At 65.2% G+C, this 25023-nt stretch carries 22 protein-coding genes; 13 read left to right on the top strand and 9 right to left on the bottom strand.

Annotation, left to right across the window (positions count from 1 at the left end; genetic code table 11):
- Positions 1 to 17 precede the first annotated feature (17 nt).
- The 4 genes from H289_RS0117095 to H289_RS0117110 all read right to left on the bottom strand — a co-directional run bounded on the left by H289_RS0117095 (position 18) and on the right by H289_RS0117110 (position 3926).
- Positions 18 to 1181: a lactate 2-monooxygenase gene (locus H289_RS0117095; protein ID WP_020102034.1), complete on the bottom strand. Its 1164-nt coding sequence runs from the start codon at positions 1179 to 1181 to the stop codon at positions 18 to 20.
- An 85-nt stretch (positions 1182 to 1266) separates the two neighbouring features.
- Positions 1267 to 2112: a siderophore-interacting protein gene (locus H289_RS0117100; protein WP_029105361.1), complete on the bottom strand. Its 846-nt coding sequence runs from the start codon at positions 2110 to 2112 to the stop codon at positions 1267 to 1269.
- Positions 2113 to 2149: 37 nt separating this feature from the next.
- A complete protein-coding gene (locus tag H289_RS0117105) occupies positions 2150 to 3220 on the bottom strand; it encodes a glycoside hydrolase 5 family protein (RefSeq protein WP_020102036.1) in 1071 nt (356 codons plus the stop codon).
- A 49-nt stretch (positions 3221 to 3269) separates the two neighbouring features.
- Positions 3270 to 3926, bottom strand: coding sequence for a TetR/AcrR family transcriptional regulator (locus H289_RS0117110; RefSeq protein ID WP_020102037.1), 657 nt, complete (start codon positions 3924 to 3926; stop codon positions 3270 to 3272).
- Positions 3927 to 4032: 106 nt separating this feature from the next.
- Between H289_RS0117110 and H289_RS0117115 the strand changes: the two genes are divergently transcribed.
- From H289_RS0117115 to H289_RS30705, 8 genes are read left to right on the top strand one after another with little or no spacing between them, the layout of a single operon-like run.
- Positions 4033 to 5163, top strand: coding sequence for a VOC family protein (locus tag H289_RS0117115; protein ID WP_020102038.1), 1131 nt, complete (start codon positions 4033 to 4035; stop codon positions 5161 to 5163).
- Positions 5160 to 6098, top strand: coding sequence for a fumarylacetoacetate hydrolase family protein (locus H289_RS0117120; protein WP_020102039.1), 939 nt, complete (start codon positions 5160 to 5162; stop codon positions 6096 to 6098). The genes H289_RS0117115 and H289_RS0117120 overlap by 4 nt, the downstream gene beginning before the upstream one ends.
- On the top strand, positions 6095 to 7978 hold the full coding sequence (locus H289_RS0117125) for an acyl-CoA synthetase (protein WP_020102040.1): 1884 nt from the start codon (positions 6095 to 6097) through the stop codon (positions 7976 to 7978). Before H289_RS0117120 ends, H289_RS0117125 begins: the two co-directional genes overlap by 4 nt.
- Positions 7975 to 8751: a 1-acyl-sn-glycerol-3-phosphate acyltransferase gene (locus H289_RS0117130; RefSeq protein ID WP_020102041.1), complete on the top strand. Its 777-nt coding sequence runs from the start codon at positions 7975 to 7977 to the stop codon at positions 8749 to 8751. Before H289_RS0117125 ends, H289_RS0117130 begins: the two co-directional genes overlap by 4 nt.
- 18 nt (positions 8752 to 8769) lie before the next feature.
- Positions 8770 to 10332, top strand: coding sequence for a bifunctional 3-(3-hydroxy-phenyl)propionate/3-hydroxycinnamic acid hydroxylase MhpA (gene mhpA / locus H289_RS0117135; protein ID WP_029105362.1), 1563 nt, complete (start codon positions 8770 to 8772; stop codon positions 10330 to 10332).
- Between the two features lie 18 nt (positions 10333 to 10350).
- Complete coding sequence (locus tag H289_RS0117140; protein ID WP_020102043.1) at positions 10351 to 13116, top strand: MMPL family transporter; 2766 nt, start codon at positions 10351 to 10353, stop codon at positions 13114 to 13116.
- Positions 13113 to 13718, top strand: coding sequence for a YhgE/Pip domain-containing protein (locus tag H289_RS33700; RefSeq protein WP_231388045.1), 606 nt, complete (start codon positions 13113 to 13115; stop codon positions 13716 to 13718). The genes H289_RS0117140 and H289_RS33700 overlap by 4 nt, the downstream gene beginning before the upstream one ends.
- Positions 13631 to 14707: a hypothetical protein gene (locus H289_RS30705; protein WP_231388051.1), complete on the top strand. Its 1077-nt coding sequence runs from the start codon at positions 13631 to 13633 to the stop codon at positions 14705 to 14707. The genes H289_RS33700 and H289_RS30705 overlap by 88 nt, the downstream gene beginning before the upstream one ends.
- 273 nt (positions 14708 to 14980) lie before the next feature.
- Here the strand turns inward: H289_RS30705 and H289_RS0117150 are convergent, their stop codons facing one another.
- The 4 genes from H289_RS0117150 to H289_RS30710 form a co-directional block, all read right to left on the bottom strand.
- The gene (locus H289_RS0117150) at positions 14981 to 15337 is read right to left on the bottom strand and encodes a DoxX family protein (protein WP_020102045.1); all 357 of its coding nucleotides are present in this window, start codon (positions 15335 to 15337) and stop codon (positions 14981 to 14983) included.
- Between the two features lie 25 nt (positions 15338 to 15362).
- Entirely contained in the window at positions 15363 to 16223 is an 861-nt protein-coding gene (locus H289_RS0117155) for a fumarylacetoacetate hydrolase family protein (protein WP_020102046.1), read from the bottom strand.
- A gap of 86 nt (positions 16224 to 16309) precedes the next feature.
- A complete protein-coding gene (locus H289_RS0117160; protein ID WP_036420761.1) occupies positions 16310 to 16996 on the bottom strand; it encodes a VOC family protein in 687 nt (228 codons plus the stop codon).
- A 5-nt stretch (positions 16997 to 17001) separates the two neighbouring features.
- On the bottom strand, positions 17002 to 17997 hold the full coding sequence (locus H289_RS30710) for an alpha/beta hydrolase (protein WP_231388047.1): 996 nt from the start codon (positions 17995 to 17997) through the stop codon (positions 17002 to 17004).
- On the opposite strand from H289_RS30710, the gene H289_RS0117170 reads away from it, so the two are divergent.
- From H289_RS0117170 to H289_RS0117180, 3 genes are all read left to right on the top strand, one after another.
- On the top strand, positions 17961 to 18620 hold the full coding sequence (locus H289_RS0117170) for a TetR/AcrR family transcriptional regulator (protein ID WP_020102049.1): 660 nt from the start codon (positions 17961 to 17963) through the stop codon (positions 18618 to 18620). The two genes, H289_RS30710 and H289_RS0117170, sit on opposite strands and share 37 nt — an antisense overlap.
- Complete coding sequence (locus H289_RS0117175) at positions 18613 to 19257, top strand: polysaccharide deacetylase family protein (RefSeq protein ID WP_020102050.1); 645 nt, start codon at positions 18613 to 18615, stop codon at positions 19255 to 19257. The genes H289_RS0117170 and H289_RS0117175 overlap by 8 nt, the downstream gene beginning before the upstream one ends.
- Before the next feature lie 390 nt (positions 19258 to 19647).
- Complete coding sequence (locus H289_RS0117180; RefSeq protein WP_020102051.1) at positions 19648 to 21810, top strand: bifunctional 3-(3-hydroxy-phenyl)propionate/3-hydroxycinnamic acid hydroxylase; 2163 nt, start codon at positions 19648 to 19650, stop codon at positions 21808 to 21810.
- 137 nt (positions 21811 to 21947) lie between these two features.
- Here the strand turns inward: H289_RS0117180 and H289_RS0117185 are convergent, their stop codons facing one another.
- A complete protein-coding gene (locus H289_RS0117185) occupies positions 21948 to 22649 on the bottom strand; it encodes a TetR/AcrR family transcriptional regulator (RefSeq protein WP_081633441.1) in 702 nt (233 codons plus the stop codon).
- Positions 22650 to 22898: 249 nt separating this feature from the next.
- Here H289_RS0117185 and H289_RS0117190 point away from each other — a divergent pair, with 249 nt between their 5' ends.
- Positions 22899 to 24089, top strand: coding sequence for a cytochrome P450 (locus tag H289_RS0117190; protein WP_020102053.1), 1191 nt, complete (start codon positions 22899 to 22901; stop codon positions 24087 to 24089).
- A gap of 61 nt (positions 24090 to 24150) precedes the next feature.
- Positions 24151 to 25023, top strand: an 873-nt coding sequence (locus tag H289_RS0117195) for an S-(hydroxymethyl)mycothiol dehydrogenase (RefSeq protein WP_036420766.1), incomplete at its 3' end; no start/stop codon positions are given.

Genomic DNA, 25023 nt, shown 5'->3' on the forward strand with positions numbered 1-25023 from the left:
GTGGCCGAGCTGTGACCTCAGACGTCGACGCGGCGCAAGGCATCCGGCGTCAGGTCGGCTAGCGAGCGGTAGCCGTCGATGGCCATGGTCAGGTCGGTCTCCGCCAGCAGCGACCGCACCACGTGAACGACGCCGGCGGTGCCGGCCAGTGCCATGCCGTACGCGTACGGCCGGCCGATGCCGACCGCGGTCGCCCCCAGCGCCAGTGCCTTGACGACGTCGGCGCCGCTGCGGACGCCGGAGTCGAACAGCACCGGCATGCCGTCGGCCGCCGCGACGACGCCGGGCAGACAGTCGATGGCCGGGATTCCGCCGTTGGCCTGTCGGCCGCCATGGTTGGAGCAGTAGATGCCGTCGACCCCGGCGTCACGCACACGACGGGCGTCGTCGGGATGACAGATGCCTTTGACCAGCAGTGGCAGCTTCGTCAGCGAGCGCAGCCAGGCCAGGTCGTCCCAGGTCAGCGAGTTCCCGAAGTCCTGCACCCACTGCATCACCACGCCCTGCGGGTTCTGCTCCGGCGGCGCCGGCAGCTTGGCCCGGAACACCGGGTCGCTGGTGTAGTTGGACAGGCAGTGGCCACGCAACTGCGGGAAATTGGCCGTCGATAGGTCGCGGGGACGCCAGCCGGGCACCCACGTGTCGAGGGTGACGACGATGCCCTGGTAACCGGCGGCTTCGGCGCGGCTGACCAGGCTGGCCGCCAAGTCGCGGTCTTTCGGGGTGTACAGCTGGAAAAAGCCTGGGGTGTCACCGAATTCGGCGGCGACGTCCTCCAGCGGATCACTGGTGAGCGTCGAGACCATCATCGGCACCCCGGTCTGGGCCGCCGCGCGTGCGGCGTGCAGGTCGCCGTGGCCGTCGCGGGCGCAGATGCCCATGACGCCGATGGGCGCCAGGAACAGCGGCGACGGCAGCTTCAGGCCGAACAGGTCGATGGTCAGGTCCCGCTCGGTGGCCCCGACCAGCATCCGCGGCATCAGGCCCCAGCGCTCGAAGGCGCTGACGTTGACGCGCTGCGTCCGCTCGTCACCGGCGCCGCCGGCGACGTACGACCAGATCGACGGCGGCATCGCGGCCTCGGCGCGCTCCTCGAGTTCCGCGAACGAGATCGGCAGCGTCGGCACGACACCGCCCAACCCCTGCAGATAGATCTCGAGTTGGTAGTCACCGAACGCCATCAGGCCCGCCTTTCCGTTGCCACTTCGGCTGAGGATCGCACATTAGCGTCGGCCCGCGCCGTTGCTTCGGGCTATGCGCGTCGACCTACGCCTCGGCTTCGGCCTTGGCCAGCTCCGCCTTCCACTGCCGGAAGGTCTCCTCGGTACGGCCGCGGCGCCAGTAGCCGGAGATGGACGCCCATTCGGCGCCGACGCCGCGTTCCTTGCGCAGGTAGGGCCGCAGGTTGTGCATGACCGCCTGCGCCTCGCCGTGCACGAACACCTGGACCTGCCCGGGCAGCCAGTCGGCCGCGCGGACCGCCGCGATGAGCGGCGCGTTGTCGCCGGCCCGGTCGTCTGGCACCAGGTCGGCGCGGCCGCCGCGGTGAATCCATTGGATCTTCACGCCGGCGGGCGCGGGCAGGTCGAGCTCGTCGTCGGGGCCGTCGACCTCGATGAAGGCGTGGCCTATCGCGTTGGGCGGCAACGCTTCCAGCGCGGTACTCAGCGCAGGCAGCCCGGCTTCGTCGCCGGCCAGCAGGTGCCAGTCGGCGGCCGGGTTCGGGCTGTACGCCCCGTTGGGCCCCATGAGGTACGCCGGGTCGCCGGGTGCCAGCGACGCCGCCCACGGCCCCGCCACGCCGGTATCGCCGTGGACCACGAAGTCGACGGTGAGTTCGCGCTGCTCGACGTCGACGCCGCGCACGGTGTAGGTCCGCACCGTCGGACGCTGATCGGCCGGCAGCTCCTCGAAGCTGTCCAGCGTCAGCGGCTGCGCGAGACCGGCGACCTCGACGCCCGCGGGCACGATGACGAACTTGACGTAGGAATCTGTGAATTCCTTGGGAGTGAAGGTGTCGAACCCGTTGCCGCCGAACACAACACGAATCATGTGCGGGGTCAGGCGCTGGGTGCGGAGTACTTCGAACGTATGAATCGGACGGCCTGCCACGCCTCGACTATACGAGCGGCGCCGCCGCCGTGGTGGGCTACCGAGCCAGCACCGCAGCCGTGAACTTGGGCTTCCAGTCCGACGTCAGCAACGCGCCGAAGTTGGATTCGAGATCGTCACGTTTGGCGGTGTCGGTGTCGCGCACCGCAAAAATGAATGCCGGGCCGCTCCAACCGGCCCCTGCCACACCCGACAGCACCTGCAGGATCTGACGCGCCTGCTCGTCCTGGCTGACACCGCGGGCCTGCGGAGCGCAGGTCGAGGCGCCCAGTTCCGTCATCCAGACCTTCTTGTCACCGTCACCGTTGACGGTCATCAGATCGTGCACGCGCACCAGATCCGACCACCCGTTGTCACCGTCTTCGGCGATGCCGCCCGGGAACACATACGGGTGCATCGCGGTGGCATCGAAGAACTTCCGCGCACCATTGGCATACATGTCGGCGAGGAATTTCGTCGGCGCGTCCGAGCCGGTGGCGCGGCTCAGCCCGGCGGCGATGACCGTGGCGTCGGGCTGAATGGCCTTGATCGCCGGATACGCCGCCTTGAGCAGTTCGGTGTAGACCGCGGCGCGGTTGTCGGTGAATCCGAAGAACAGCGGCAGGTTCGGCTCGTTCCAGATCTCCCAATGGGCGACCCGGTCGCCGTAGCGTTGCACGACGGCCATGACGAACGCGGCGTAGTCGGCCGGATTCACCGGTGGCGCACTGAAATACGAGCCCGGTGCCCGAGCCCACGTGGGGCTGTACGCGATCAGGCCGAGCACCTTCAGACCCCGCTTCTTGGAGCCGTTCACCCAGTGGTCGACGTAGTGCCAATTGTATTGCCCCTTAACGGGTTCCACGATGTGCCAGTCGATCAGCACCCGCATCCACTCGGCCCGGGTTCGGGCGACGGCATCGAGTTCACGGTCGGCGTCGGCGTCGCTCATCCAGGACTGGGGCGCGCCGACGCTGAATCCGTAACCGGCGTCGGGCACCACAGGCATCGCGACGAGCGAGGGACGCACCCAGAGACAAGTACCTACCGTCAGCACGCCGACCAGCCCGACGACCACGGCGAGTCGACGGAACAAGCTGCTGACATGGTGGGTCACCGCGGGGGTCACGTGCTCCGGCCGAGATCGAAACTCATGCTGTGCCGGCGATCTGGCCGGCTCATGCAAACGGCGCCACGCCATCGAGATCGGGAAGTGGCCGCTGACAGATTTGATGCGCTTCGTCGGCGGGCAGACCGAACAGTCGTAGCAGGTCTTCGGTCACCCGATCGGTCGCTCCCGCGTCGTCGCGTTCAGGCTCTTGTTGCAGGAGCTTGCCGAGCCCGAGGAGTGCCCCGGCGGCAAGGGCCATGGCCAGTTTGGGGTCGTCGACGGTGAACCGGCCAGCGGTGGCGGCGGCCGTGATGTCCCGTAATGCGCGCGGCCCCAGGCCACGATCCGACGTCATGAGATTGAGGCCGTTGGCGAGCAGGATCCGACTCTCCTGCGGGCGGCGCCGGAACAGGCGACCGGTCAGCCGGTAGCTGCAGGCAAATGTTTCGGCCGGGTCGTCGATCGACGAAGCGGTGAGCTGGTCAAGCAGCGCGCCATAGTTATCGAGCACATCGGCCACCGCCGCCTCGAACAACTCCTCCTTGCTGTCGAAGTGGTTGTAGAACGAGCCCATTCCGACGTCTGCCGCTTGGGTGATCTCCAGGACCGGGACGTTCAGTTTTCCTTCTGCGATCAGCGCCTGCGCGGCCTGGATCAGCGCCGCGCGGGTGCGCTGTTTCCGGCGTTCGAGGCGGTTGACCGGCTCGTCCTGCAATGCGCTCACCGACTCAGAATAGCAGCGCTTATCAGTTTTGATGATTTCGTCAGAAACACTTGACTGAGCGTCACGTCGTATGTGACGATTTCGTCAGAATGAAAGGGGTCAGGCGATGAACGACCTGGTCGGCGCACACAACGATCTCCACAGCGAGCAGGGTGCCTTGGAAGGCGAGCATTGCGGGCGCTCCCGCAACCCCTTGATCAAGGTGACGGACGTCGCCTGGCTGGAATTCGACAAACCCGACCTGGCGCGCGCCGAGGCCTTTGCCCATGCGTTCGGCTTCGGCACAGCGCTGCGCACCGATACCGAATTGCATTTGCGCGGCAGCGATCCCGACGCCCCGTGCGTCCTCATCCGGCGTGGCCCGCAGACGCGTTTCCGCGGCATGGCGTTCGCCGCCGGCGACGACGCAGACCTGGTGCGACTGGCCGACAAGACCGGCGCGCCGGTCGCTGCGCTACCCGAATCGATCGGCGGCTCGGGTGTGCAATTGACCGACCCCAGCGGCATCCCGGTACGTGTGGTGTCCGGCACCCATCCGCTGACCCCGCTGCCGGCCCAGGCCCCGCACACCTTCAACGTCGGCCACGACGTCGAACGGATCAACGCGACCCAGCGGCCGCCCCGGGTGCCGACGACGGTGCAACGCCTCGGCCACGTCGTCGTCCAGTCCACCAAATACCGTGCGGCACTGGACTGGTACCTCGATACGCTCGGCTTGATCGTCAGCGACTTCCTGTATTTCCCGGGGCAACGCCAACGCGGCCCGACGATGAGCTTCATCCGATGCGACCGCGGCTCGATCCCAACCGACCATCACACGCTGGCGCTGGCGCTGGGACCGGCGAACCGCTACGTCCACTCGGCCTATCAAGTCAGTGACCTCGACGCTCTCGCCGCCGGCGGCGAATACCTCAAAGACCATGGCTACCAACGTTCCTGGGGTATCGGTCGGCACATCCAGGGCAGCCAGATCTTCGACTACTGGCGCGACCCCGACGGATTCATGGTCGAGCATTTCACCGACGGCGACATGTTCGACAACACACTCGAACCCGGATGGGCGGAGTTCACCGCCTCCGGCCTCGCGCAATGGGGACCGCCGGCCACCTCAGACTTCCTGGGCACCAGTCCCCGGCACGCGCGCGGCGAGGTGCGAGAACTGCTCACCGCACTGCGCAGCCACAACGAATTCGACGTCAACCGCCTCATCGGCCTACTGAAAGCAGCCAAATCATGACCATCTCCGTTCTGCGCACCGCCGACGCTTGGTGGGTGTACACCGCCACCGGAGCAGCCAAGATCGCCACCGACGCGACCACCACGGGCGCCCTGCTCGGCGACCGCGCCGCCATCGAAGCCGCTGCCGCCGACACCGCCACGGTGCCGGTCGACAGCCTCGAACTCGTGTCACCCGTGACCGCACCCTGCCGGGTGGTCGCCCAGATGACGAACTTCGCCTCGCATGTCAAAGACGCGGGGATGGAGCCGGCCTCGATCCCGTTGACCTTCTTCCGTAAATCGTCGGCGTCGATCACCGGCCCATCGGACGCGATCGTCAAACCCAGCCACGTGCGGTTCCTGGACTATGAAGTGGAGATCGGTCTGGTCATCGGTACCGACATCCCGGTGGGCAGCACCATCACCGAGTCCAACCTCGCCGACTACGTGGCCGGACTGGTGGTCACCAACGACGTCTCCGCCCGCGACATCCAGCTGCCCCAGACACAGTTCTACGAGGCCAAGTCCTACCCCACCTTCACGCCCGTCGGCCCGGCCCTGGTGCTGTTGACCGCGGCCGAGCTCAAGCGCTTCGGCGAGCTGAGACTGCAGCTGCGCGTGAACGGCGAACTGCGGCAAGACATGCGCGTTGCCGGCGACATGATCTACCCGCCGCTGCAGGCCCTGCAATCGCTGACCCGCTTTCAGGACCTCAGTGCCGGCGACCTGATCCTGACCGGCACGCCCCTCGGCACCGCGCTGAGTGCGCCGCCCAAGGCCGTCGCCTTCATCGGGTCGCTGCTGCCGCCCGCCGTGAAATGGAAGGCCTTCTTCAAGAGCCAGGCACGCAACCCGAAATACCTGCACGACGGTGACATCGTCGAGACGACCATCGCCACCGATGACGGCGCCATCGACCTTGGCGCCCAGCGCAACATCGTGAAGTACGCATGAGCGCGAACCTGTTGTGGCCCAGGTACTCCAGCCCGACCGACCTGGCCGACATCGAAGCCGTCCCGCTGTCCGAGCGGGGATTGCCGGCCTCCACCTACGCGCTGCTGGCACGCGCCGCGCAGATGTGGCCGGACCGGATCGCCATCAGCGTCCTGCCCGACGGCGAACGTTGGGAGAAGCCCGTCGAGCGCACCTTCGGCCAACTGCTGCACCACGTGCACCAGAGCGCAAACCTACTGCGCGACTTGGGTGTTCAGCGCCATGATGCGGTTGCGCTCATCGCCCCGAACTGCGATGACCTGATCACCGCGACCCTGGCGGCCCAACTGACCGGCATCGCCGCGCCCATCAACGGCGCACTCTCCCCGGAGCACGTCAGTGAACTGGTGCGGCGATCCGGCGCCCGGGTCCTCATCACGGCGGACGCTCAGCTCGACGCCTCGGCATCGGCGGTGGCAGACCGCCTCGTCGGTGCCGGCTTGATCGACACCATCCTGCTGATCGGACCGACCGGCGCCACGCCGATCGACGTCCCTACCGTAGCCGGGGCGAACGTCGACTACCTGACCCGACTGTCCGCGGCACACGACGGCACCCGATTCCACGGGGCCGCAATGGAATCCACCGATCTGGCCGCGTTGTTCCACACCGGCGGAACCACCGGCGCGCCGAAACTGGCCGCACACACGCACGCCAACGAGGTGGCCGATGCATGGATGATCGCCGCCAACACCTTGCTCGATGAAACCTCGGTGTTGTTCGCCGCGTTGCCACTGTTCCACGTCAACGCACTCGTGGTGACGCTACTGGCGCCGCTGCTGCGCGGACAGCAGGTGCTGTGGGCCGGCCCGCTCGGCTACCGGGACATGGGGCTGTACGGCAACTTCTGGAAAATCGTTGAGCGCTACCGAATCTCGACTATGAGCGCGGTACCCACGGTGTACTCGGTGCTCAGCCAGATCCCAGTCGACGCCGACATCTCCAGCATGGAAATGGCCATTGTCGGCGCCTCCGCACTGCCAGATGCGGTGCGCCACGACTTCCAGTCGCACACCGGCGTCCCGCTGCTGGAAGGCTACGGATTGACGGAGGCAACCTGCGCCAGCGCGCGCAGCTTCCCCGGCCATCCCCGGCCCGGTTCGGTAGGCCAGCGACTGCCCTACCAGCAGGTCAAGACGGTCGACATCGACGACCATGGCGTCTGGCACGAACTGCCGTCCGGCCAGATCGGCACCCTCGCGATCGGTGGCCCCACCGTGTTCGCGGGCTATGTCACCGGCCGCAACACCGACGGTTTCGTACTCGACGGCAACGGCAAACTGGTCGACGGCTGGCTCGACACCGGCGACCTCGCATGGGTCGACGACGACGGCTTCGTGCATTTGTGCGGGCGCGCGAAGGACCTGATCATCCGCGGCGGGCACAACATCGACCCGGCGATGATCGAAGATGCGCTGCTGGCCCATCCCGACGTCACCGGTGTCGCCGCGGTCGGCCGTCCCGACGTGCACGCCGGTGAGGTACCGGTCGCGTATGTCACATTGCGGCCCGACGCTGCCACGACTCCGGATTTGTTGCGGCAGTGGGCCGTTGAGCACGTCGCCGAGAGCGCGGCTGCTCCAAGATCGGTGATCGCGATCGACGCCATCCCGGTCACCGCCGTCGGTAAACCGTACAAACTGCCGCTGCGGGCCGACGCCACCCGCAACGCGGTCCGTGACGCACTGGCCGCTGTACCCGGCGTCGCCGACGTCGAAGCAGCCGTCGACGACGGTGCCATCGCCGTGACGGTTGTGGTCGGCGCCGATGCCGACACCGACGCCATTGCCGCGACCCTGGGTCGCTACGCGCTCGCATGGGACATCAAGGAACGACCATGACCGACCCCTCCTCGACAGCATCGGCGCTCAAGTCCGTCATGCGCGTGGCGGTGCCGAACTATCTGCGGTGGTACCACCGCCACGAAATCCACATCGACGCCGAGATTCCCGAGCCTGCATTGCTTGTCGCCAATCACGGCTTCGGCGGCCTCGTGGACCTGAACGTCCTCGCCATGATCGCCGTGCGCGAAAAAGCGGCGCTGAGGCGGCCGACCACCGCGCTCGTTCACCAGGTGGCGTGGACGGTCGGCGCCGGCCGCATCGCCGAGTTTCTCGACGGCCGGCCCGCAAGCCAGGAATCGGCAGACGCCGCCTTCGCCGCCGGGCACAACGTGCTCGTGTTTCCCGGTGGTGACGTCGACGCCGGGAAGTCTTGGTGGGATCGCAATCAGGTGCATTTCGACGCGCGCTGCGGGTTCGCCCGGCTGGCCATGAGCCACGGCGTACCGGTGGTCCCCGTCGTGACGGCAGGCGCCGGTGATTCGTTGTTCGTCGTGTCCGACGGTCGACGGCTCGCACAACAGCTGGGCCTGCCGCGGCGCCTGCGCATGAAGGCACTGCCGATCAGCGTCACCATCCCGTGGGGACTCAACATCGGCGTCGCCGGCATGCTCCCCTACGTCGCATTGCCGACCAAGCTGGTGACCGCCGTCCTGCCCCCGATGACGCCACATGCCGGGGAAACCGCCGAGGACTTCGCAGCCAGAATCGAGGCCGCCATGCAGGCCCGCCTCGACACTCTCGTCGCCAACCGCAAGCCGATCATCGGCTGATCCGAGTCGAGGACCGAAATGCCTGACCCTGTAACGCAATCCGTGCCCGTTGTCGTCGTCGGCGCGGGACCGACCGGTGTCACCGCGGCGACGTTGCTCGCCGACCACGGTGTGCCCACGCTGGTTCTCGACCGCTGGGAATCGGTCTATCCCCAGCCACGCGCGGTGCACCTCGATGACGAGATTCATCGCATCCTCGCCCGGCTCGGTGTCGCCGAAGAATTCGCCGCGATTTCGCGGCCGGCGCTCGGCTTGCGGCTGCTCGACCAGAACCACCACACGCTGGCCCAGTTCGACCGCGACCCCGCCCGCAGCAAGCACGGCTTCCCGCAGGCCAACATGTTCGACCAGCCGGTACTGGAAGAGCTGTTGCGCGCCAACCTGGCCAAGCGCCCAAATGTTGAGCTGCGCGGCAATTCCGAGGTCACCGGCATCACCCAGCACGAACCTGGCCGCGTGCGGGTGACCTACGCCGACCGTGCCACCGGAACAGAGCACGTCGTCGAAACCGGCTACGTGCTGGGCTGCGATGGCGCCAACAGCATCGTGCGAGCTGCCATCGGTGCCGCCATGGAAGACCTGCGTTTCGAGCAGCGCTGGCTGGTCGCAGACGTTGTCACCGAGGCCGAGCTCGATCAGTGGGATGGTGTGCATCAGGTGTGCGATCCCGTTCGGGCTGCGACGTACATGCGGATCGGTCCCGACCGCTACCGCTGGGAATTTCGGCTGCTGCCTTCGGAAACCACGGCCGACTTCAGCACCATGGCGACCCTACGGCCCCTGGTGGCCCCCTGGATCGGCGATGTCGCCGACGCTGAGCTCGACCTCGTGCGCGTCACTGAGTACACCTTTCGCGCACAGATTGCCGACAGCTGGCGCGAACGCAACGTGTTCCTCCTCGGCGACGCCGCCCACCTCACTCCGCCATTCATCGGGCAAGGCATGGGCGCGGGCCTGCGCGACGCGATGAACCTGGCGTGGAAACTCGCCGGCGTGATCAACGGAGAGCTACCCGAGGCCCTGCTGGCAACTTACGAACAAGAACGGAAGCCCCACGCGCGCAGCATGATCGGCCTGGCACTGGGCATGGGATGGGCGATGACAGCCGGTGGACATGCCGGAAACATCGTGCGACGCACCGTCGCCCCCAGGCTGGGGTTGATACCCGGCCTGCGCGACAAGCTCACCGACGGCACCACCCCGCGGCTGCATGAGTCGGCGCTGGTCATCAAAAGCCGTAGACCCCGTCGCCTTGCCGGATCGTTGTGCCCCAACCCGGTACTGGCCGATGGACAGCGCCTGGACACGTTGCTGGGCAATGGCTTCGCGCTCGTCACCACGACCCGTCCACTCGCGTTCCACTGCGCCGCGCTCGCTGAGCAAGGCATTGTGGTCCATGTCGCCGAACCCGGCGGTGAATTGGAACGGTGGCTCCGCCGTGGCCACGCCACCGCCGCTGTCATCCGGCCTGATCGCACGGTCATGTGCGCGGGCCGCGACGTGTGGAAACTCTGCGCGGCCATACCGGGATTTGCGACGATCGTTCAGCGCAGTAGTTCACACGCCACCGCATCCACCTAGACCAGTCAGGCGATCGGCATGTCGTCCTTCCTCTACCAATTGGGCCAGCTGCTGGTGCGCCGGCGCCGCTGGGTCATCGTCGCCTGGCTGCTCGTGCTCGCCATCGCCGTCGGCCTCGCCGGCTTCAACAAAGGCACCGACGACACCTTCGCTGTCCCCGGCACCCAATCGCAGGACGCCCTGGACTACCTCGGGCGCGTATTCCCCGAGACCAGCGGCTCCTCGGCCCAACTGGTCATCGTCGCCCCGGCCGGCCAGAACGTCACTGCCCTGGGCGCCGCACCCACCGCCACTGCCGTTGACCAGCTCACCAAACTGCACCAGGTCGCTTCGGTGATCAACCCGTTCGATCCCGCCCCGAAGACCGACACCCCACCAGGCAGCCCACAACCCCGAATCCAGGCGCCCATCTCAACCGATCATCGCGCCGCGATCCTCACCGCTCAGCTGACGGTCGCCCTCGCCGATGTCACACCCGAGACCCGCGACCAGATCACCCGCATCGGACAACAGCTGGCAACCGACATCGGCCACGGCGTCAGCGTGCATGTCGGCGGGCCCGCCTTCAGTAATCCCGTCCCCAAACTCAGTCCCACCGAAGGCATCGGTCTGCTGATCGCGCTCCTGGTGCTCCTGGTAGTCTTCGGCTCCCTGATCGCCGCTGGCATGCCGCTACTGACCGCGATCCTCGGCGTCGCGATCTCGGTGGCCCTCATCTACTCCGCCACCGTATTCACTCCCGTGTCCTCGACCGCGCCGATGCTCGCGGTGATGCTGGGGCTGGCGGTCGGCATCGACTATGCACTGTTCCTGCTGTCGCGGCACCGCGATCAGCTTGCCGACGGGCTCGAGGTCGGGGAATCCGTGGCCCGCGCCACCGCCACCGCCGGATCGGCCGTGACGTTCGCGGGTCTGACGGTCATCATCGCGCTACTGGGCCTGTTCGTCGGCGGTATCCCGTTCCTGACCACGATGGGTCTGGCAGCCGCTTCCGCCGTGGCCGTCGCCGTCGCGATCGCCGTCACCCTGATCCCGGCGCTGATGGCTCTCGCCGGTGAACGCCTGCGACCCAAAACCAAACCGACGCAGGCCAAAACTACCGCCACGACGCGACTGCGCCGCATCGAATGGAGTCGGCTCTGGGTGCAGACGGCCACCCGCAAGCCGGTGGTGACGGTCGTCGTCATCGTCGCCGGACTGGCCGTGTGCGCACTACCGGCGACTGAGCTGCGACTTGCTCTGCCGGACAACGGATCCGAAGAACACGGCAGCCCCGCCCGCGACACCTACGATGTCATCGACGAGCACTTCGGCCCCGGCTACAACGGCCCACTCATCGTCACCGCCGACATCATCGCCAGCACCGACCCGATCGGTGTGGTCAACAAGATCGCCGAAGACATCGCCCACCTACCCGGGGTGGCCAGCGTCCCGCTCGCCACGCCGAACCCCAAGGCAGACACCGGCATCATCCAAGTCGTCCCCACCACAGCACCGGACTCGGCGCAAACCGAGACCCTGGTGAACACACTGCGCGCCCAGCGCGAGCACTTCCAAAAGGCCTATGGCACCGACACCGCGGTCACCGGCATCACCGCCGTCGGTGTCGACGTGTCTGCCCAACTCGGGGCCGCACTGTTGCCCTTCGGGGTACTGGTCGTCGGGCTGTCACTGGTTCTCCTCGCGATGGTGTTCCGCTCAGTCTGGGTACCGGTCAAGGCCACCGCCGGATACTTGCTGTCGGTCGGAGCTGCCTTCGGAGCGACGTCCTTCGTCTTTCAGCAAGGCCACTTCGCCACCATGCTCGGGGTGGATCGCGTCGGCAGTGTGGTCAGCTTCCTGCCGATCATTCTCATGGGTGTGCTGTTCGGTCTGGCCATGGACTACGAAGTGTTCCTGGTATCGCGGATACGGGAAAGCTATGTGCACCAGGGTGATCCGCAGCAGGCCATCGAGTCCGGATTCATCTCGGCGTCGCGGGTGGTGGTAGCCGCGGCAGTCATCATGTTCGCCGTGTTCGCCGCCTTCGTCCCGGAGGGCAGCGCCGTCATCAAACCGATCGCGTTCAGCCTCGCCATCGGCGTCTTCGTCGACGCGTTCCTGGTTCGCATGACCCTGGTACCGGCAGTGCTGGCACTGCTTGGCCGGCGGGCCTGGTATCTGCCCGGCGCCATCGACCGCCGCCTGCCGATCTTCGACGCCGAAGGCGACGGCCTCATGCATGAGCTACGGCTGGCGGACTGGCCAGAACCTGGTTGCGACGACGCGATCGATGCCACCGGTCTAACTCGCACCGACGACCGCGGCCGCAACGTCTACGCCGGCATCAATCTGGCCGTGCCACGCGGTTCCGTCGTCGTGCTGCACGGCCCCGGGCCGGCCGGAAAGACCGCACTGCTGTACACCCTGGCGGGCCGTGTCGGCCGTATCGCCGGTGACCTCAAAGTTCTCGGACACGTGCTGCCGCAACATATGCGAACCGTCCGCCGGCAGGTCGCCGTGGTCACCTGCCACGACACCGCCGCGCCGGAAGCCGCGCTCGACGAGGCGCTCGCGAACGACATAGAGCTGATACTCATCGACGACGCCGACATCGTCATCCGCACCACCTCGCGTGACCGTGTGCGCGAAGTGCTCGCGGACCGCCGCAGCGCATCCGGACGCCCTGTCACCTTCGTGGTGACCTGCCAGGACCTCGCCCGCATCGCCGACCTGCTACCCGACGACACCGACAGTATCCACACCGTGGACCTCAACCCTGCAACCGCCGGAGCGAGCAAATGATCGCCTCTCTCGCAAGCCCGACTCACGACTCAGGCGCGCGCGGAAAGCTGCTGTGGCGCAGTTGGTTCGGACTACTGTTGCTACCGGTTCTGGTTATGGTCCTGTTCTTGTGGGCGTTCTGGGCTCCCGAATCGAACCACGGCGCCGCCAAAGCTGCCGTGGTCAACAACGACAAGCCGGTCACCGTCAATGGCCAGACCATCCCGCTGGGACGGCAATTGGCCAGCAACCTCACCACATCAAAAGCTGCCTTCACCTGGATCCTGACCGACGCCGCAGATGCGCGCGACGGTCTGGCGCGGGGCGACTACGGCGCCGTCGTCACCATCCCGGAAGACTTCTCCGCAAAAGCGACATCATCGGCGAGTAGCAATCCGCTCAATGCCGGTCAAGCCGAAGTCCGGGTGCAGGCATCCAATGCCACCGGTGTCGCCGACCCGCTGGTCACCAGCCAAATCGCCCAGTGGTGCTGCGAACCCTCAATCAGCAGATCGTCCAGACCTACCTGGACCGGGTGTACGTATCCTTCGGCAAGATCCACGACCAACTTGGTGCAGCAGCGAAGGGCGCATCCGAATTGGCCGACGGGGCAGACAAACTGACGGCCGGCGCAGCGCAGTTGGCAGCCGGAACTGGCCAGCTTTCCTCGGGCCTGGATGCGGCGCAAGCCCAAGCGAACCAGGTGCGAGCGGCAGCTTCCGGTCTGCAACAGCATCTTCAGCTACCGCCGCCTCCCTCACCGCCCGCAGCGGTCACCGACCGTGTCGACGCACTCACCGGGCAGATAGGTACCGCCATCAATGGCGTCCATCAACTCGATTCCGGTGCGCATCAGTTGGAGGGCGGTTTGCGGCAACTGTCCGGTGGCGCACACGAATTGGCGACCCAACTCGCACAGGGTCGCGATCAGGTGCCCGCCTACGACCAGACACAGCGTGACCGCATGAGCAATGTCGCGGCCACACCGGCCATCGCGGTCACCGACGGCACCGATCTGGGCGCAGCCGTCGCGGCGGTCGCGGTCACCCTGGCACTATGGGCCGGCGCGCTCAGCATCTTCATCAGCAGCCCGCCGCTGCCGAACGCCGTCCTCACATCACGGAAATCCACGCGACGGATCGTGGCGAGCGCCATCGCGCCCGGTGCCGCGATAGCGGTGGTGTCCGCAATTCTGTTGAGCGTCACACTCATACCGGTTCTCCATCTACCCGCGGGCAGGTGGTTCGGATTGCTCGGGGTCACGATACTGACCGCGTTGACTTTCACGGCTCTCAACCAGGCCGCCACCGCCGCGTTCGATCTGGCCGGCCGCTTCGTCTGCATCGCCGTCCTCGTTCTCGCGGTCGTCACCAGCCTGACCTCGACGATCCCGCCAGCTCTCCACGGCGTCGGGAACGTACTGCCCACGCACGCAGCGATCCTCGCCCTCCGTGGGGTCATCATCGGATCGAACACCACCATCGGCGGAGCTCTCGAACTCGCCGTCTGGATGATCGGCGCCGCGGTAGCGACCCTGTTTGTCACCGAAGGCCGTCGCTCGCTCAGCGGCCGACAGTTGCGCCTCGGCTACGTCTCTTCGCCTGAGGTATGACGAGAGAGCGATGCTTGCACCAACATCAATATGGGCGTGATCGAATTCCTGGTTGTTCGAGTTCAAACCGCTCACCCTCGCGCGTTTCATTGCGCGGGCACGCCGCGATGTTTGAGTCGGCCCTAGAAATCTTGGGTTTCCTTGCACGACTGAATCGCGCGGCAGTAACCAGCCCATCTACTGCGCATAGCGTGCTGCGCCGCTCGGTCACGAGCGCATCAGAACGGCAGGTCGACTCGGAGGCTTCGAGTCGGACTGGCAGGTGCCCTCCGGTCAGGAGATGTGACCGAGCTCGAGGACCAAGATCGCTGCCGCGGTAGCTCCCACCGCGAGTGCCGGGACGACGGCGAGGATGCGGTCGTGGACGCGGATATGACTCCCGGCGGCGCCGATCATCAGCAAGGTCACGCCAGTTGCCGCCGCGATCGCCAAGGGCCGCAAAATGAACCCGGCGAGCAGACCCGCTACGGCGACCAGTTCCAGGAGTCCGATAGCGCGGTTCAGTGCGTGCGGGACGCCGAGGTGTTCGGCATGGCGTTGCGCGGAGGGTGCATTGACGATCTTGGGAGCGCCTGCTGCGACGAGGATGATCGCCAGCGCCGCGGCCGCGATCATGCTGTAGGCGTGCATAAGTTAGTTCTCCTGCCGCTCGGCGCTATTGGGCTGTGGTGGGGTTACGAAGCTGGCCGAGGCCCTCGATCGTCGAGACCAGGAGGTTTCCTGGCTTGAGGTAGCGGGCCGGGATTCGCGAGTACCCCACACCGGCAGGCGTACCGGTGAAGATGAGGTCGCCGCAGCGCAGTTCGCAGAACGTGGACAGGTGGCTGATCAGAGTGGCGACGTCGAAGATCATGTCCGAGGTCCGGGCCGCTTGAACTGTGTCGCTATCGACGGTCGTGCTGATTGCCAGGTCGCCGGGGTTGGCAAGCTCCTCGGGGGTCGTGATCCATGGACCGATGGGTGTGAACGCTGCGTGACTCTTGGCCAGGCTGAATTGTGGTGGATTTCCGGTCATTTGGGCCTCTCGGTTGGAGATGTCTTGCCCAACACAGAATCCGGCGATGTGGTCCGCAGCGTATTCCCGCGCGATGTTGCGTCCCGGCGTGCCTATGACGACGACCATCTCGACTTCCCAATCGCAGGTCTCCGTGGGCAGTGGGACGGGGTCTGCCGGCCCGGTGATTGATGAGGGAAACTTGGTGAACACCAGGGGGACGTCGGGGATACTCAGGCCGGTTTCTTCACTGTGGTCGGCGTAGTTCAGGCCGATCGCGAAGATTTGGCCGGGGTTGCACACCGGCGGTCCAAGCGGCGTGAGATCCTTGCTGAGGCTGGCGAGGGTGTGCGTGAGATCGGGTGTTGGCTGCGTTGTCCGATACCAGTGCTGAATATCGGCGATGTGACCGATGGCCGCGTCGGGGTTGCTGGAGAAGAGCCCGTTGGAGCTGCGGGCGAGATCGACGGTGCCGGCATGGGTGATGAGTGTGGCTCGGCCGTTCAGGTTAGCGAGCTTCATGGCGTAAGTCCTTTGGTGTCAGTGCTGTTGGCGGAGATGAGCCCGGTAACCGAACGTGATCAGCAGCGGGCACGGCGGGATGACGATTAGTCGAGGCGAACTGGCGGATCGGTCTGACTCACGAGCTGCCATACCATCTCGTCTGGCATCGCGATTACCTGCTCGTAGACCTCGGCGGGGTAGTGCAGGTGGGGTTTGGACCGATCGTTTCCGGGTTGGGCTACCGGTGCTGCGGGCGAGACGTAGGGCTCTGGATTGCGGTACTTTTCGAGTTCCGCATCGTTAATGCCATTGATAGCGACGATTTCCGGGTCGATCCAGGCGCGGTCATCGATCGCCTCGCCGGTCGTCAATTCCAGCGTGATGCCCTCGGGGCCGGCGAAATAGATCGATTGGCAGAATCCGTGATCGACGGGACCGATCACGACGATGCCGCGACTGCGGATGCGATCACGCAGCGCCAGTAGCTCGTCAAAGTTGGCGACGTGCAGCGAGACATGTTGCATCGCACCGGCTGCCACCGGGTTGGTGGCGTTCCCGGCATGCGTCACGCCGTAGTCGCGGGTGTCGGGGTTGTCGGGGTGATAGACGAAGGCGATGTACGACTCCGGGTTCAGTTCGACGAACCCGTGCCATGCGCCTTCCGCGCCGTGCATGCGGTACAGCGCCTTGAGTGGGCAGCCGAGAACATCGGTGAAGAAGGCGATCTGGGCTTTGATGTCGCGAGTCGAGATCGCGAGGTGGTTCACCCCACGCGGGTGGATGGCAGGCATGACGCTCACTTTCCTTGGATCGTTGATGCGGTGGTGTTCGGCAACTGCTTGTGGCACCAGGTGCGCACGACCTGGCTGTAGTCGGCGGTGTGGAACAGCATCAGCTGGTGGACGCCGTTCGGGTGCACGTGAAAGTCCACCGGTCCCCCGGTGGCATCGACGACCAACTTGGCCAACGCGGGGGTGAAGATGGGGTCCTTTTCTCCGACCGCGAACAGGATCGGCTTGGCGTTGTCCGCCAATGCAACAGCCGGGTCGTACCGCATGAGCGAACCCATCGCATTGAAGTCGTAGGCCCAGGTGTTGAGGGGATCGCGGTGCTTCTGTACGCCTGCCCCGCGGAACCCGTAATCCTCGTCGAAGTCGATGAATCGGTCGATGTTGAACTCGAGCGCGTGGCCGTACTGGGCGAGCAATTGCTCGTAAGCCGCGCTGCGGAAAGGGTTATCCGGCGGGATCAGCGGTGAGGACGGAATCCCGTAGCCCATCAAGATCGCTCCCGCGATGGTTGTCGATGCGGCGTATGCACAATAGGCAGCGGCAGCGCCAAGCGACGATCCCTTGATGAATACGGGCAGTCCTGTCGTTTCGCCGATGTGGTCCGCCATCTCCAGCGCAGCGGTAACCCACTCGTCGATGGTGAAATCACCCGCGCGCCGGCTCACGCACGAACGGCCATGGCCAGGTGCGTCCATGGACCAGACGTCCGCACCCAGCCCTGCGTAGTGCGCAGCAAAGTTGTCGTAGATCCCCCCATGTCCACCCATGCCGTGCTGGATGAGCAGGGCATGGTCAGCATCGGGGCTGGTGAACCGGTAGGCGAACGTTTCGCCCACCATGTGTTCTTCCCGTTTCATCGCGATTCTCCTCGGATCGATGTCGAGCCAACGAAAGCATTTATGTTGATGAACATCAATTAAGCACAAAAGTTGATGGTCGTCAACATATTCGGTAGATTGACGGCATGACATCGGGAAAACGCCGTGGTCGTCCGCCCGCAAACGAGTCGCCCGCCTCGGTCGATGACATCCTGGCGGCATCGCTGCGGGTGTTCGCCGAACGCGGATTCGACGGGACGTCGATCGCGGCGGTGAACCGGGAGCTCGGCGTCAGCCACAACCTCCTTCACCAGCGGTTCGGCTCGAAGGAGGACTTGTGGTTTGCCACGGTGGATTGGGCCTTCGGCCAGGTTGAACGCGGCATGGCCGATATCGATCCCGCCCCGGACACCGACCTTTTGGGTGCGACACGGAGCACGATCGTTCGGTTTCTCGAACTGCACGCCGAACATCCCGAAATACTGCGACTTGTCACCGTCGAGGGAGCGGTACCCAGTGCGCGTTTGACCTACCTCTGGGAAGCACACATCGGCCCATCGATCATGCGGGTCCTGTCCCCGTTGAAGGTGCTGGTCGACGCAGGCGTCCTAACAGAGGCGAACATCCGCAGCCTGCATTTCCTGGTCGCACACGGAGCGACCGCGCCCTTCAGCTTGGTTCCACTGGCAGAGCAGATGGCGCCGGAAGATCCGCGTAGCACGGCCGCCGTTCGCGAACACGCCGAGTTCGTGGCAGACCTGGTCGTCGCAGGGCTCAAAGCGCGCGGAGCCGACCGCAGTGGATAGCGCCAAAGTCACTCTGAGCTTCGACAACGGACCGAGCGAGGTCACGCCGACGGTTCTCGACATCCTGCGTCAACGGTCAATTCAGTCGACGTTTTTCGTTGTCGGAGAACAACTATTGACGCCCGGTGCGATGTCGATGATCGAGCGGGCGGCGAGTGACGGACATTGGATCGGCAACCACACCATGACCCACTCGATACAGTTCGGGGATGACGACGACCCGCGATTACCTGAACAGGAGATCGGCGCCGCACAGCGTCTGCTCGAGCCATTCGCCCACCCGGACAAGCTGTTTCGACCCTACGGAGGTGGCGGCATACTCGACCAGCGCCTCCTCAGCGCGGCCGCGGTCGACTACATCGAGACAAACGAGTACACCTGCGTGCTGTGGAACTGCGTCCCACACGATTGGGACGAACCGGACCACTGGGTCGAACGCTGCGTGCGTGACGTGCTCACCCGTCCGTGGAGCCTGGTCGTCATCCACGATCTGCCCACCGGGGCGATGGACCACCTGCCGGCCTTGCTGGATCAACTGGACTCCCTGGGCATCGAAATCGTCCAGTCGTTTCCGCCGGATTGCGTCCCCATCCAATCCGGCCGGCGAACAGGGTCCCTGACCGGACTCGGGGTCTGATCCGCTGCCCGAGTCCACTTTTCGTCGACCGCGCGACCGACTGGACCAAAAGACCTTCTCGCCAATTACTGGGAACACGCTTCATCAGACACATTGGGCATCATCCCAATCCCGCTGCGATACAGGTGCTTTGCGCCACTTGTAGAACGCCTGGGTCGAGAATCCCAGGACCCGGCAACGATCCGCTTGACTGACGATAGATTCGTATATGAGGATATCGTCAGATTGTGTCGCAGGGCACATCGAGATGCGATGGAGGACAGCAACAATGGTCAGCACCTGCCAAGGGACGTCAAGATTCGACGAACTTCCTCATGGCCGTTGCCGACCGTGTCCTAGAGCCGCGGCCGGCCGGGCCGCGAAGACTGCCGACCGGATCGGCAGGCGGCGATGAGCGCCGACGGGTCGCAGGATTGTTACGACGTCGCCGTTATCGGTTTAGGTCCTGTCGGCGAGCTCGCGGCGATCTTGCTTGCCCGTAGCGGTCTTCGTGTTCTTGCCGTCGACCGGGAAGCCGATGTCTATGGCAACCCCCGCGTGGGGGTTCTCGACGGCGAAGCGCTGCGTAGTTTGCAGAAGGCAGGCGTCTACGAAGAGGCGGTGGTCGACATGATTTCCGGAGCGGGCGCACAATGGGCGTCACGGGCTGGAGCGATCCTTGCCACGACAATGCCCACTGAAACTCCTCAGGCACACCCGTGGTTGTCGGCCATCTATCAACCGTTACTGGATCGCCACCTTCGGACTGCTCTGGCGAGTTACCAAATGGTTGACGTGCGGGTGAATCACGAGTTGACCGGGTTGATCCAGCACGGTGATGGAGTTGCGCTCGAGTTTCGGGATGGCCAGGGCGCCGTCAGCCGAGCCCGTGCGCGGCTGGTCCTGGGCTGCGACGGTGCCAATAGCACTGTTCGTGAAGCTGTAGGGGTGCAGCTCGAAGGATCGAGCTTCAACGAGCCTTGGGTGATCGTCGACGCGAAGCTACCTGAGCCGATTGCCCATGTTCCCTACTTTTGCTTCACGATGGATCCGGCGGGACCGCGGATGACCGGTCGGCTCGCCGACGGCAATCACCGTTGGGAGCGCAAGGTGATGCCCCATGAAAACCGTGACGAGCTCCTGCAACCAGGTGCCGCAGCGCAGATGATCGCCGAGCACGCCGACCCTGACACCGCACAGATACTGCGCCACGTCGTGTACACGTTCCAAGCCAAGCAAGCACAACGATGGCGGGTGGGCCGAGTCATGTTGTGCGGAGACGCAGCTCATTTGATGCCGCCGATGGCAGGCCAGGGCCTCAACTCGGGTATTCGCGATGTGACCAACTTGTCGTGGAAGGTAAGCGCGGTACTGCGCGCAGGAGCGCCCCTTGAGCTCCTCGACACATACGAAGATGAGCGCCGTCCACATGTCGTCGCGATGACCAACCTGTCATTACGGGCCGGTCGTCTCATCATGCTTCGATCATCACGAGCGGCGGCAGTTCGCGACAACGCCATCGCCGCGCTGATGCGCATACCGCAAGTGCGCCAACACGTTCGGCAAGGCCGCTACCGCCCGCCGGCGCGGTATCGGCGCGGACTGCTGATCGGAGCACCATCGCGGCGCTCGTCGGTCGGCATGCTGTTTCCCCAGCCCTACGTTCGCACCTACAGCGGCCAAGAGCACCGGCTCGATGACGTCGCCGGATCAGGATGGCGCATCATCGGCTGGGGCGACGATCCGCGAGCCGGTTTGTCGGTACAAGGACGTCGCTTGGCCCAGGAGGTCTTGAACGCCAGTTTCGTCACGTTGTGTCCGCCCGGTGGCCGCTCGATCACCCCGGGTGCCTCCCCGCAGGTTTTGGAAGACATCAGCGAAACATCGCGTCGCATGTTCCGGGCTCAGCCCTTCGTCGTCGTACGGCCCGATCACTACGTGTGCGCCAATCCCGCACACCACGACCTGGATTCCGCGGTCCGCCAGATCGCCCAGCGGGTATCGAGCCGCGGATCGGACACGGCTGCCGGCGAGTCCGGCCCGTTGACGGGCACTTGGCTACTCGACCCTGGCACTGTGCACGTAGGCTTCACCGCCCGCGGGATGTGGGGATTGCTGCCTGTCTCCGGCCATTTCGCGCAATCGTCGGGATCGCTGACGTGGAATGGAGATGGCTCCGCAGAGGTACGTCTCGAGGTGCAGGCCGCGAGCATCACGACAGGGCTGAAGGCGCGCGATCGCCTTTTGCGGGCGCCGGATTTCCTCGACGCGGCCGCATATCCCACCATCAGCTTCCAGGGGCATGCGTCCGCGCAACGCGCAGATGTGCTCACCGTATTCGGTGAACTGACCATCCGCGGACGGACGGCCAAGACCGAAGTCGAGGTCACGTTTTCGCGGGAGGGCGTTGAACTGGTCGGCGAAATGGCATCGCGAATTACGCTGAGCGACTTCGGGATTACGCCGCACTTGGGCATCGTGCGTCCCACCGTCGAGCTGCGCATGCACGGGCGCCTCATCGCGGAAAACACGGACATTACCGATGGGGCCCGTGCTACTGCGCGTAGGCCCTAACTTTCCGTGGGGCGCACCTTGCCCCGAAGTGCGCCCCAGGATGGCACTACTGCCGGCGCACCTCCAGTCAAGACTTCGTCCACGACTCGACGGTGCGAAAAAGACTCGAGCGGAAAGTAATTCAATACCGAAGAGGACTATTGCAATGAACCGCCGACGTGCTCCAGCCCGCTGGACTCGATTGCCGACAGATCCGGCAGAGGACGCCGGCACAGAGAGCGCGCCTGCTTGGAAGTCACGCCGAAAGCGCGCAATACCCCCTCCGCGATTTGGTCAGTGGCGGCGGCGTCATCCCGATCTGGCTGCTCGCGCAGGAGTGTGCCGAGGCCAAACAGGGCACCACCAGCAAGAGATAGCGCCAGTTCGGGATCGCCGATGGTGAAGCGGCCGGCGTCGATCGCGGCTGCAATGTCACGCAGAGCGCGCGGCGCCATCCCTCGATCGGAAAGCACCATCGCTGATCCGCGGCTCAAGATCAGCTGACCTTCTTGGGGTCGGCGCCGGAAGAGTCGACCACCGAGGCGGAAGCTGGTGGCGAACGCCTCGGCGGGATCGGCGATGTCAGCGGTATAGGCATCCAGTAGTGCGCCATAGCCGTCCAGAACGTCGTCGACAGCAGCTTCGAAAAGCTCTTCCTTGCTGGTGAAATGGTTGTAGAACGACCCTATCCCAACGTCGGCGGCCTGGGTGATTTCCAGGACAGGCACGTTGAGAGCACCTTGGGCGATAAAGCTCTGGGCCGCGCGAATGAGGGCGCCGCGAGTGAGCATTTTGCGGCGTCGCAGTCGGGAAATCGATTCAGCTCCGGCCTCGGAGGCGTCGGCGTTGGCCTCATTCATCCACCGACTGTATCAACCACATCAGTTATGAAGATTTCGTCATAACAGCCTTGACTGAGGATACAGTCGCATGTGATGATTTCGTCAGAAACAGTGAGAAGTGACGAACATGACTGCCGATTGAAGAACACTGGACTGTGTCGATCGAGCACATCGCCACGTTGAGCGACGTAGCCGGCGCTCTCCCGATCACAGCGACCCAATGACCCTTCGCGCGAGTGCGCGAACAACCCCGAATAGGACGACGCCATGTTGCGTAGCCCCCAGGGCATTGCCACCTACCGGCCGAATATCTACACCACCGAGGCAATCCGCCGACCCTATGAGCACTACCGCACTTTGCGCCGACTCGGACCGGTCGTGTGGTTGCCGCGCCACCGCCTCTACGCCCTGCCGCGCTACGCCGAATGTAAAGCCACTTTGCGCGCGGACAGCGTATTTGCGTCCGGGTACGGAGTCGCGGTTAATCCCCTGACCAACCGCTTGTCCCGCGGCACCACACTCAACAGCGACGGCGCCGAACACGACCAACGCCGCAAACTGGTGGCGCACCGCCTGATGCCCCGAGCGCTGCGTGCCCTGAGCACTGCAGTTGACCAGCAGGCCGCCGCCATCGTGGATGCAGCGGTGACCAAAGTCCACATCGACGGAGTCGCCGACCTGGCCACCGCGATGCCGGCGTCACTCGTACCCGACATGGTCGGCTGGCCCAGAGAACACCGAGACCACCTTATCCCTTGGGGCGCAGCAACATTCGATCTCATGGGGCCGATGAACTGGCAAGCGATCAAAGCAATCCCCCGTAGTCTGCAGATGCTGTGGTTCGCGCGGCGGGTAGTGCGCGACCGCAACGTCCTCGACGGCAGCATGGTCGACGAACTCCTGACCGCCGCCGACAACGGCGATCTCAGCCTTGACGATGTACCACCGCTGCTGCTCGACTACATCGCCCCGTCGTTGGACACCACGATCAGCGCCATCTCCAGTGCGGTCTACCTCTTCGCTACCCACCCTGAACAGTGGCAGCTACTCAGGGCAGAACCAACTCTGATACCCAACGCCATCAACGAGGTGATCCGCCTGGAGTCTCCGCTGCGGGCATTCACGCGAAAGGTTCTCACGGACACCGAAATTGCCGGCAGCCTGATCCCGGCAGGCGCACGCGTCCTGGCCTTGTATGCCTCGGCCAACCGCGACGAACGCGAATGGGACAAACCCGACGAATTCGACATCCGTCGCGACGCCGGTCGTCAAATTGGATTCGGCAACGGCGCGCACGCCTGTGCCGGGCAGGGTCTGGCCCGACTGGAGACCGCGGCTATTCTCACCGCCTTGACGGCGCGGGTGCAACGCATCGAATTGGCCGGCACGCCAGTGTGGGCGATCAACAACATCATTCATCGCCACGAGCATCTGCCTATCAGGCTGATCGCCGCTTGATAGGCCGTTCACTACAGACATTCCCTACCGCAGGACACATCATCTGTTAAGGAGAAACAGCGTGCCGCAGACAGTGCGTGGTGTGATTTCCCGGGCCAAGAAGCAGCCCATCGAGCTCGTCGACATCGTCATCCCCGATCCCGGACCCGGTGAAGTCGTCGTCGACATCATCGCCTGCGGCGTGTGCCACACCGACCTCACCTACCGCGAAGGCGGCATCAACGACCAATACCCCTTCCTGCTCGGCCACGAAGCCGCCGGCACCGTCGAGTCGGTCGGAGAGGGCGTCACCCACGTCGCCCCCGGCGACTTCGTCATCCTCAACTGGCGCGCCGTCTGCGGCGAGTGCCGCGCCTGCAAGCGCGGCCGCCCGCACCTGTGCTTCGACACGTTCAACGCCACCCAGAAGATGACGCTGACCGACGGCACCGAACTCACCCCCGCCCTGGGCATCGGCGCCTTCGCCGACAAGACCCTCGTGCACGAACGCCAGTGCACCAAGGTCGATTCCGAAGCCGACCCGGCCGTTGCCGGACTGCTGGGCTGCGGCGTGATGGCCGGCATCGGCGCCGCCATCAATACCGGCGGCGTGACGCGTGACGACACCGTCGCGGTCATCGGCTGCGGCGGCGTGGGCGATGCGGCCATCGCCGGCGCGGCCCTGGTCGGCGCCAAGCGGATCATCGCCGTCGACACCGACAACCAGAAACTGCACTGGGCCCGCGAGTTCGGCGCCACCCACACCATCAACGCCCGCGACCTCGACGCCGTCGAGACCATCCAGGACCTGACCGACGGCTTCGGCGCCGACGTCGTGATCGACGCGGTCGGCCGGCCCGAGACCTGGAAGCAGGCGTTCTACGCCCGCGATCTGGCCGGAACCGTTGTCCTGGTGGGTGTTCCGACACCCGACATGACCCTCGAGATGCCGCTG

The sequence above is a fragment of the Mycobacterium sp. 360MFTsu5.1 genome, assembly GCF_000383495.1.
Classification (GTDB): domain Bacteria; phylum Actinomycetota; class Actinomycetes; order Mycobacteriales; family Mycobacteriaceae; genus Mycobacterium; species Mycobacterium mucogenicum_B.

Excerpts from the sequence above, each read along its gene's own strand:
- H289_RS0117095 (WP_020102034.1), bottom strand. The coding sequence starts at position 1,181 with ATGGCGTTCGGTGACTACCAACTCGAGATCTATCTGCAGGGGTTGGGC.
- H289_RS0117115 (WP_020102038.1), top strand. The coding sequence starts at position 4,033 with ATGAACGACCTGGTCGGCGCACACAACGATCTCCACAGCGAGCAGGGT.
- H289_RS0117120 (WP_020102039.1), top strand. The coding sequence starts at position 5,160 with ATGACCATCTCCGTTCTGCGCACCGCCGACGCTTGGTGGGTGTACACC.
- H289_RS0117125 (WP_020102040.1), top strand. The coding sequence starts at position 6,095 with ATGAGCGCGAACCTGTTGTGGCCCAGGTACTCCAGCCCGACCGACCTG.
- H289_RS0117130 (WP_020102041.1), top strand. The coding sequence starts at position 7,975 with ATGACCGACCCCTCCTCGACAGCATCGGCGCTCAAGTCCGTCATGCGC.
- mhpA (WP_029105362.1), top strand. The coding sequence starts at position 8,770 with ATGCCTGACCCTGTAACGCAATCCGTGCCCGTTGTCGTCGTCGGCGCG.
- H289_RS0117140 (WP_020102043.1), top strand. The coding sequence starts at position 10,351 with ATGTCGTCCTTCCTCTACCAATTGGGCCAGCTGCTGGTGCGCCGGCGC.
- H289_RS33700 (WP_231388045.1), top strand. The coding sequence starts at position 13,113 with ATGATCGCCTCTCTCGCAAGCCCGACTCACGACTCAGGCGCGCGCGGA.
- H289_RS0117150 (WP_020102045.1), bottom strand. The coding sequence starts at position 15,337 with ATGCACGCCTACAGCATGATCGCGGCCGCGGCGCTGGCGATCATCCTC.
- H289_RS0117155 (WP_020102046.1), bottom strand. The coding sequence starts at position 16,223 with ATGAAGCTCGCTAACCTGAACGGCCGAGCCACACTCATCACCCATGCC.
- H289_RS0117160 (WP_036420761.1), bottom strand. The coding sequence starts at position 16,996 with ATGCCTGCCATCCACCCGCGTGGGGTGAACCACCTCGCGATCTCGACT.
- H289_RS0117170 (WP_020102049.1), top strand. The coding sequence starts at position 17,961 with ATGACATCGGGAAAACGCCGTGGTCGTCCGCCCGCAAACGAGTCGCCC.
- H289_RS0117180 (WP_020102051.1), top strand. The coding sequence starts at position 19,648 with ATGAGCGCCGACGGGTCGCAGGATTGTTACGACGTCGCCGTTATCGGT.
- H289_RS0117185 (WP_081633441.1), bottom strand. The coding sequence starts at position 22,649 with ATGAATGAGGCCAACGCCGACGCCTCCGAGGCCGGAGCTGAATCGATT.
- H289_RS0117190 (WP_020102053.1), top strand. The coding sequence starts at position 22,899 with ATGTTGCGTAGCCCCCAGGGCATTGCCACCTACCGGCCGAATATCTAC.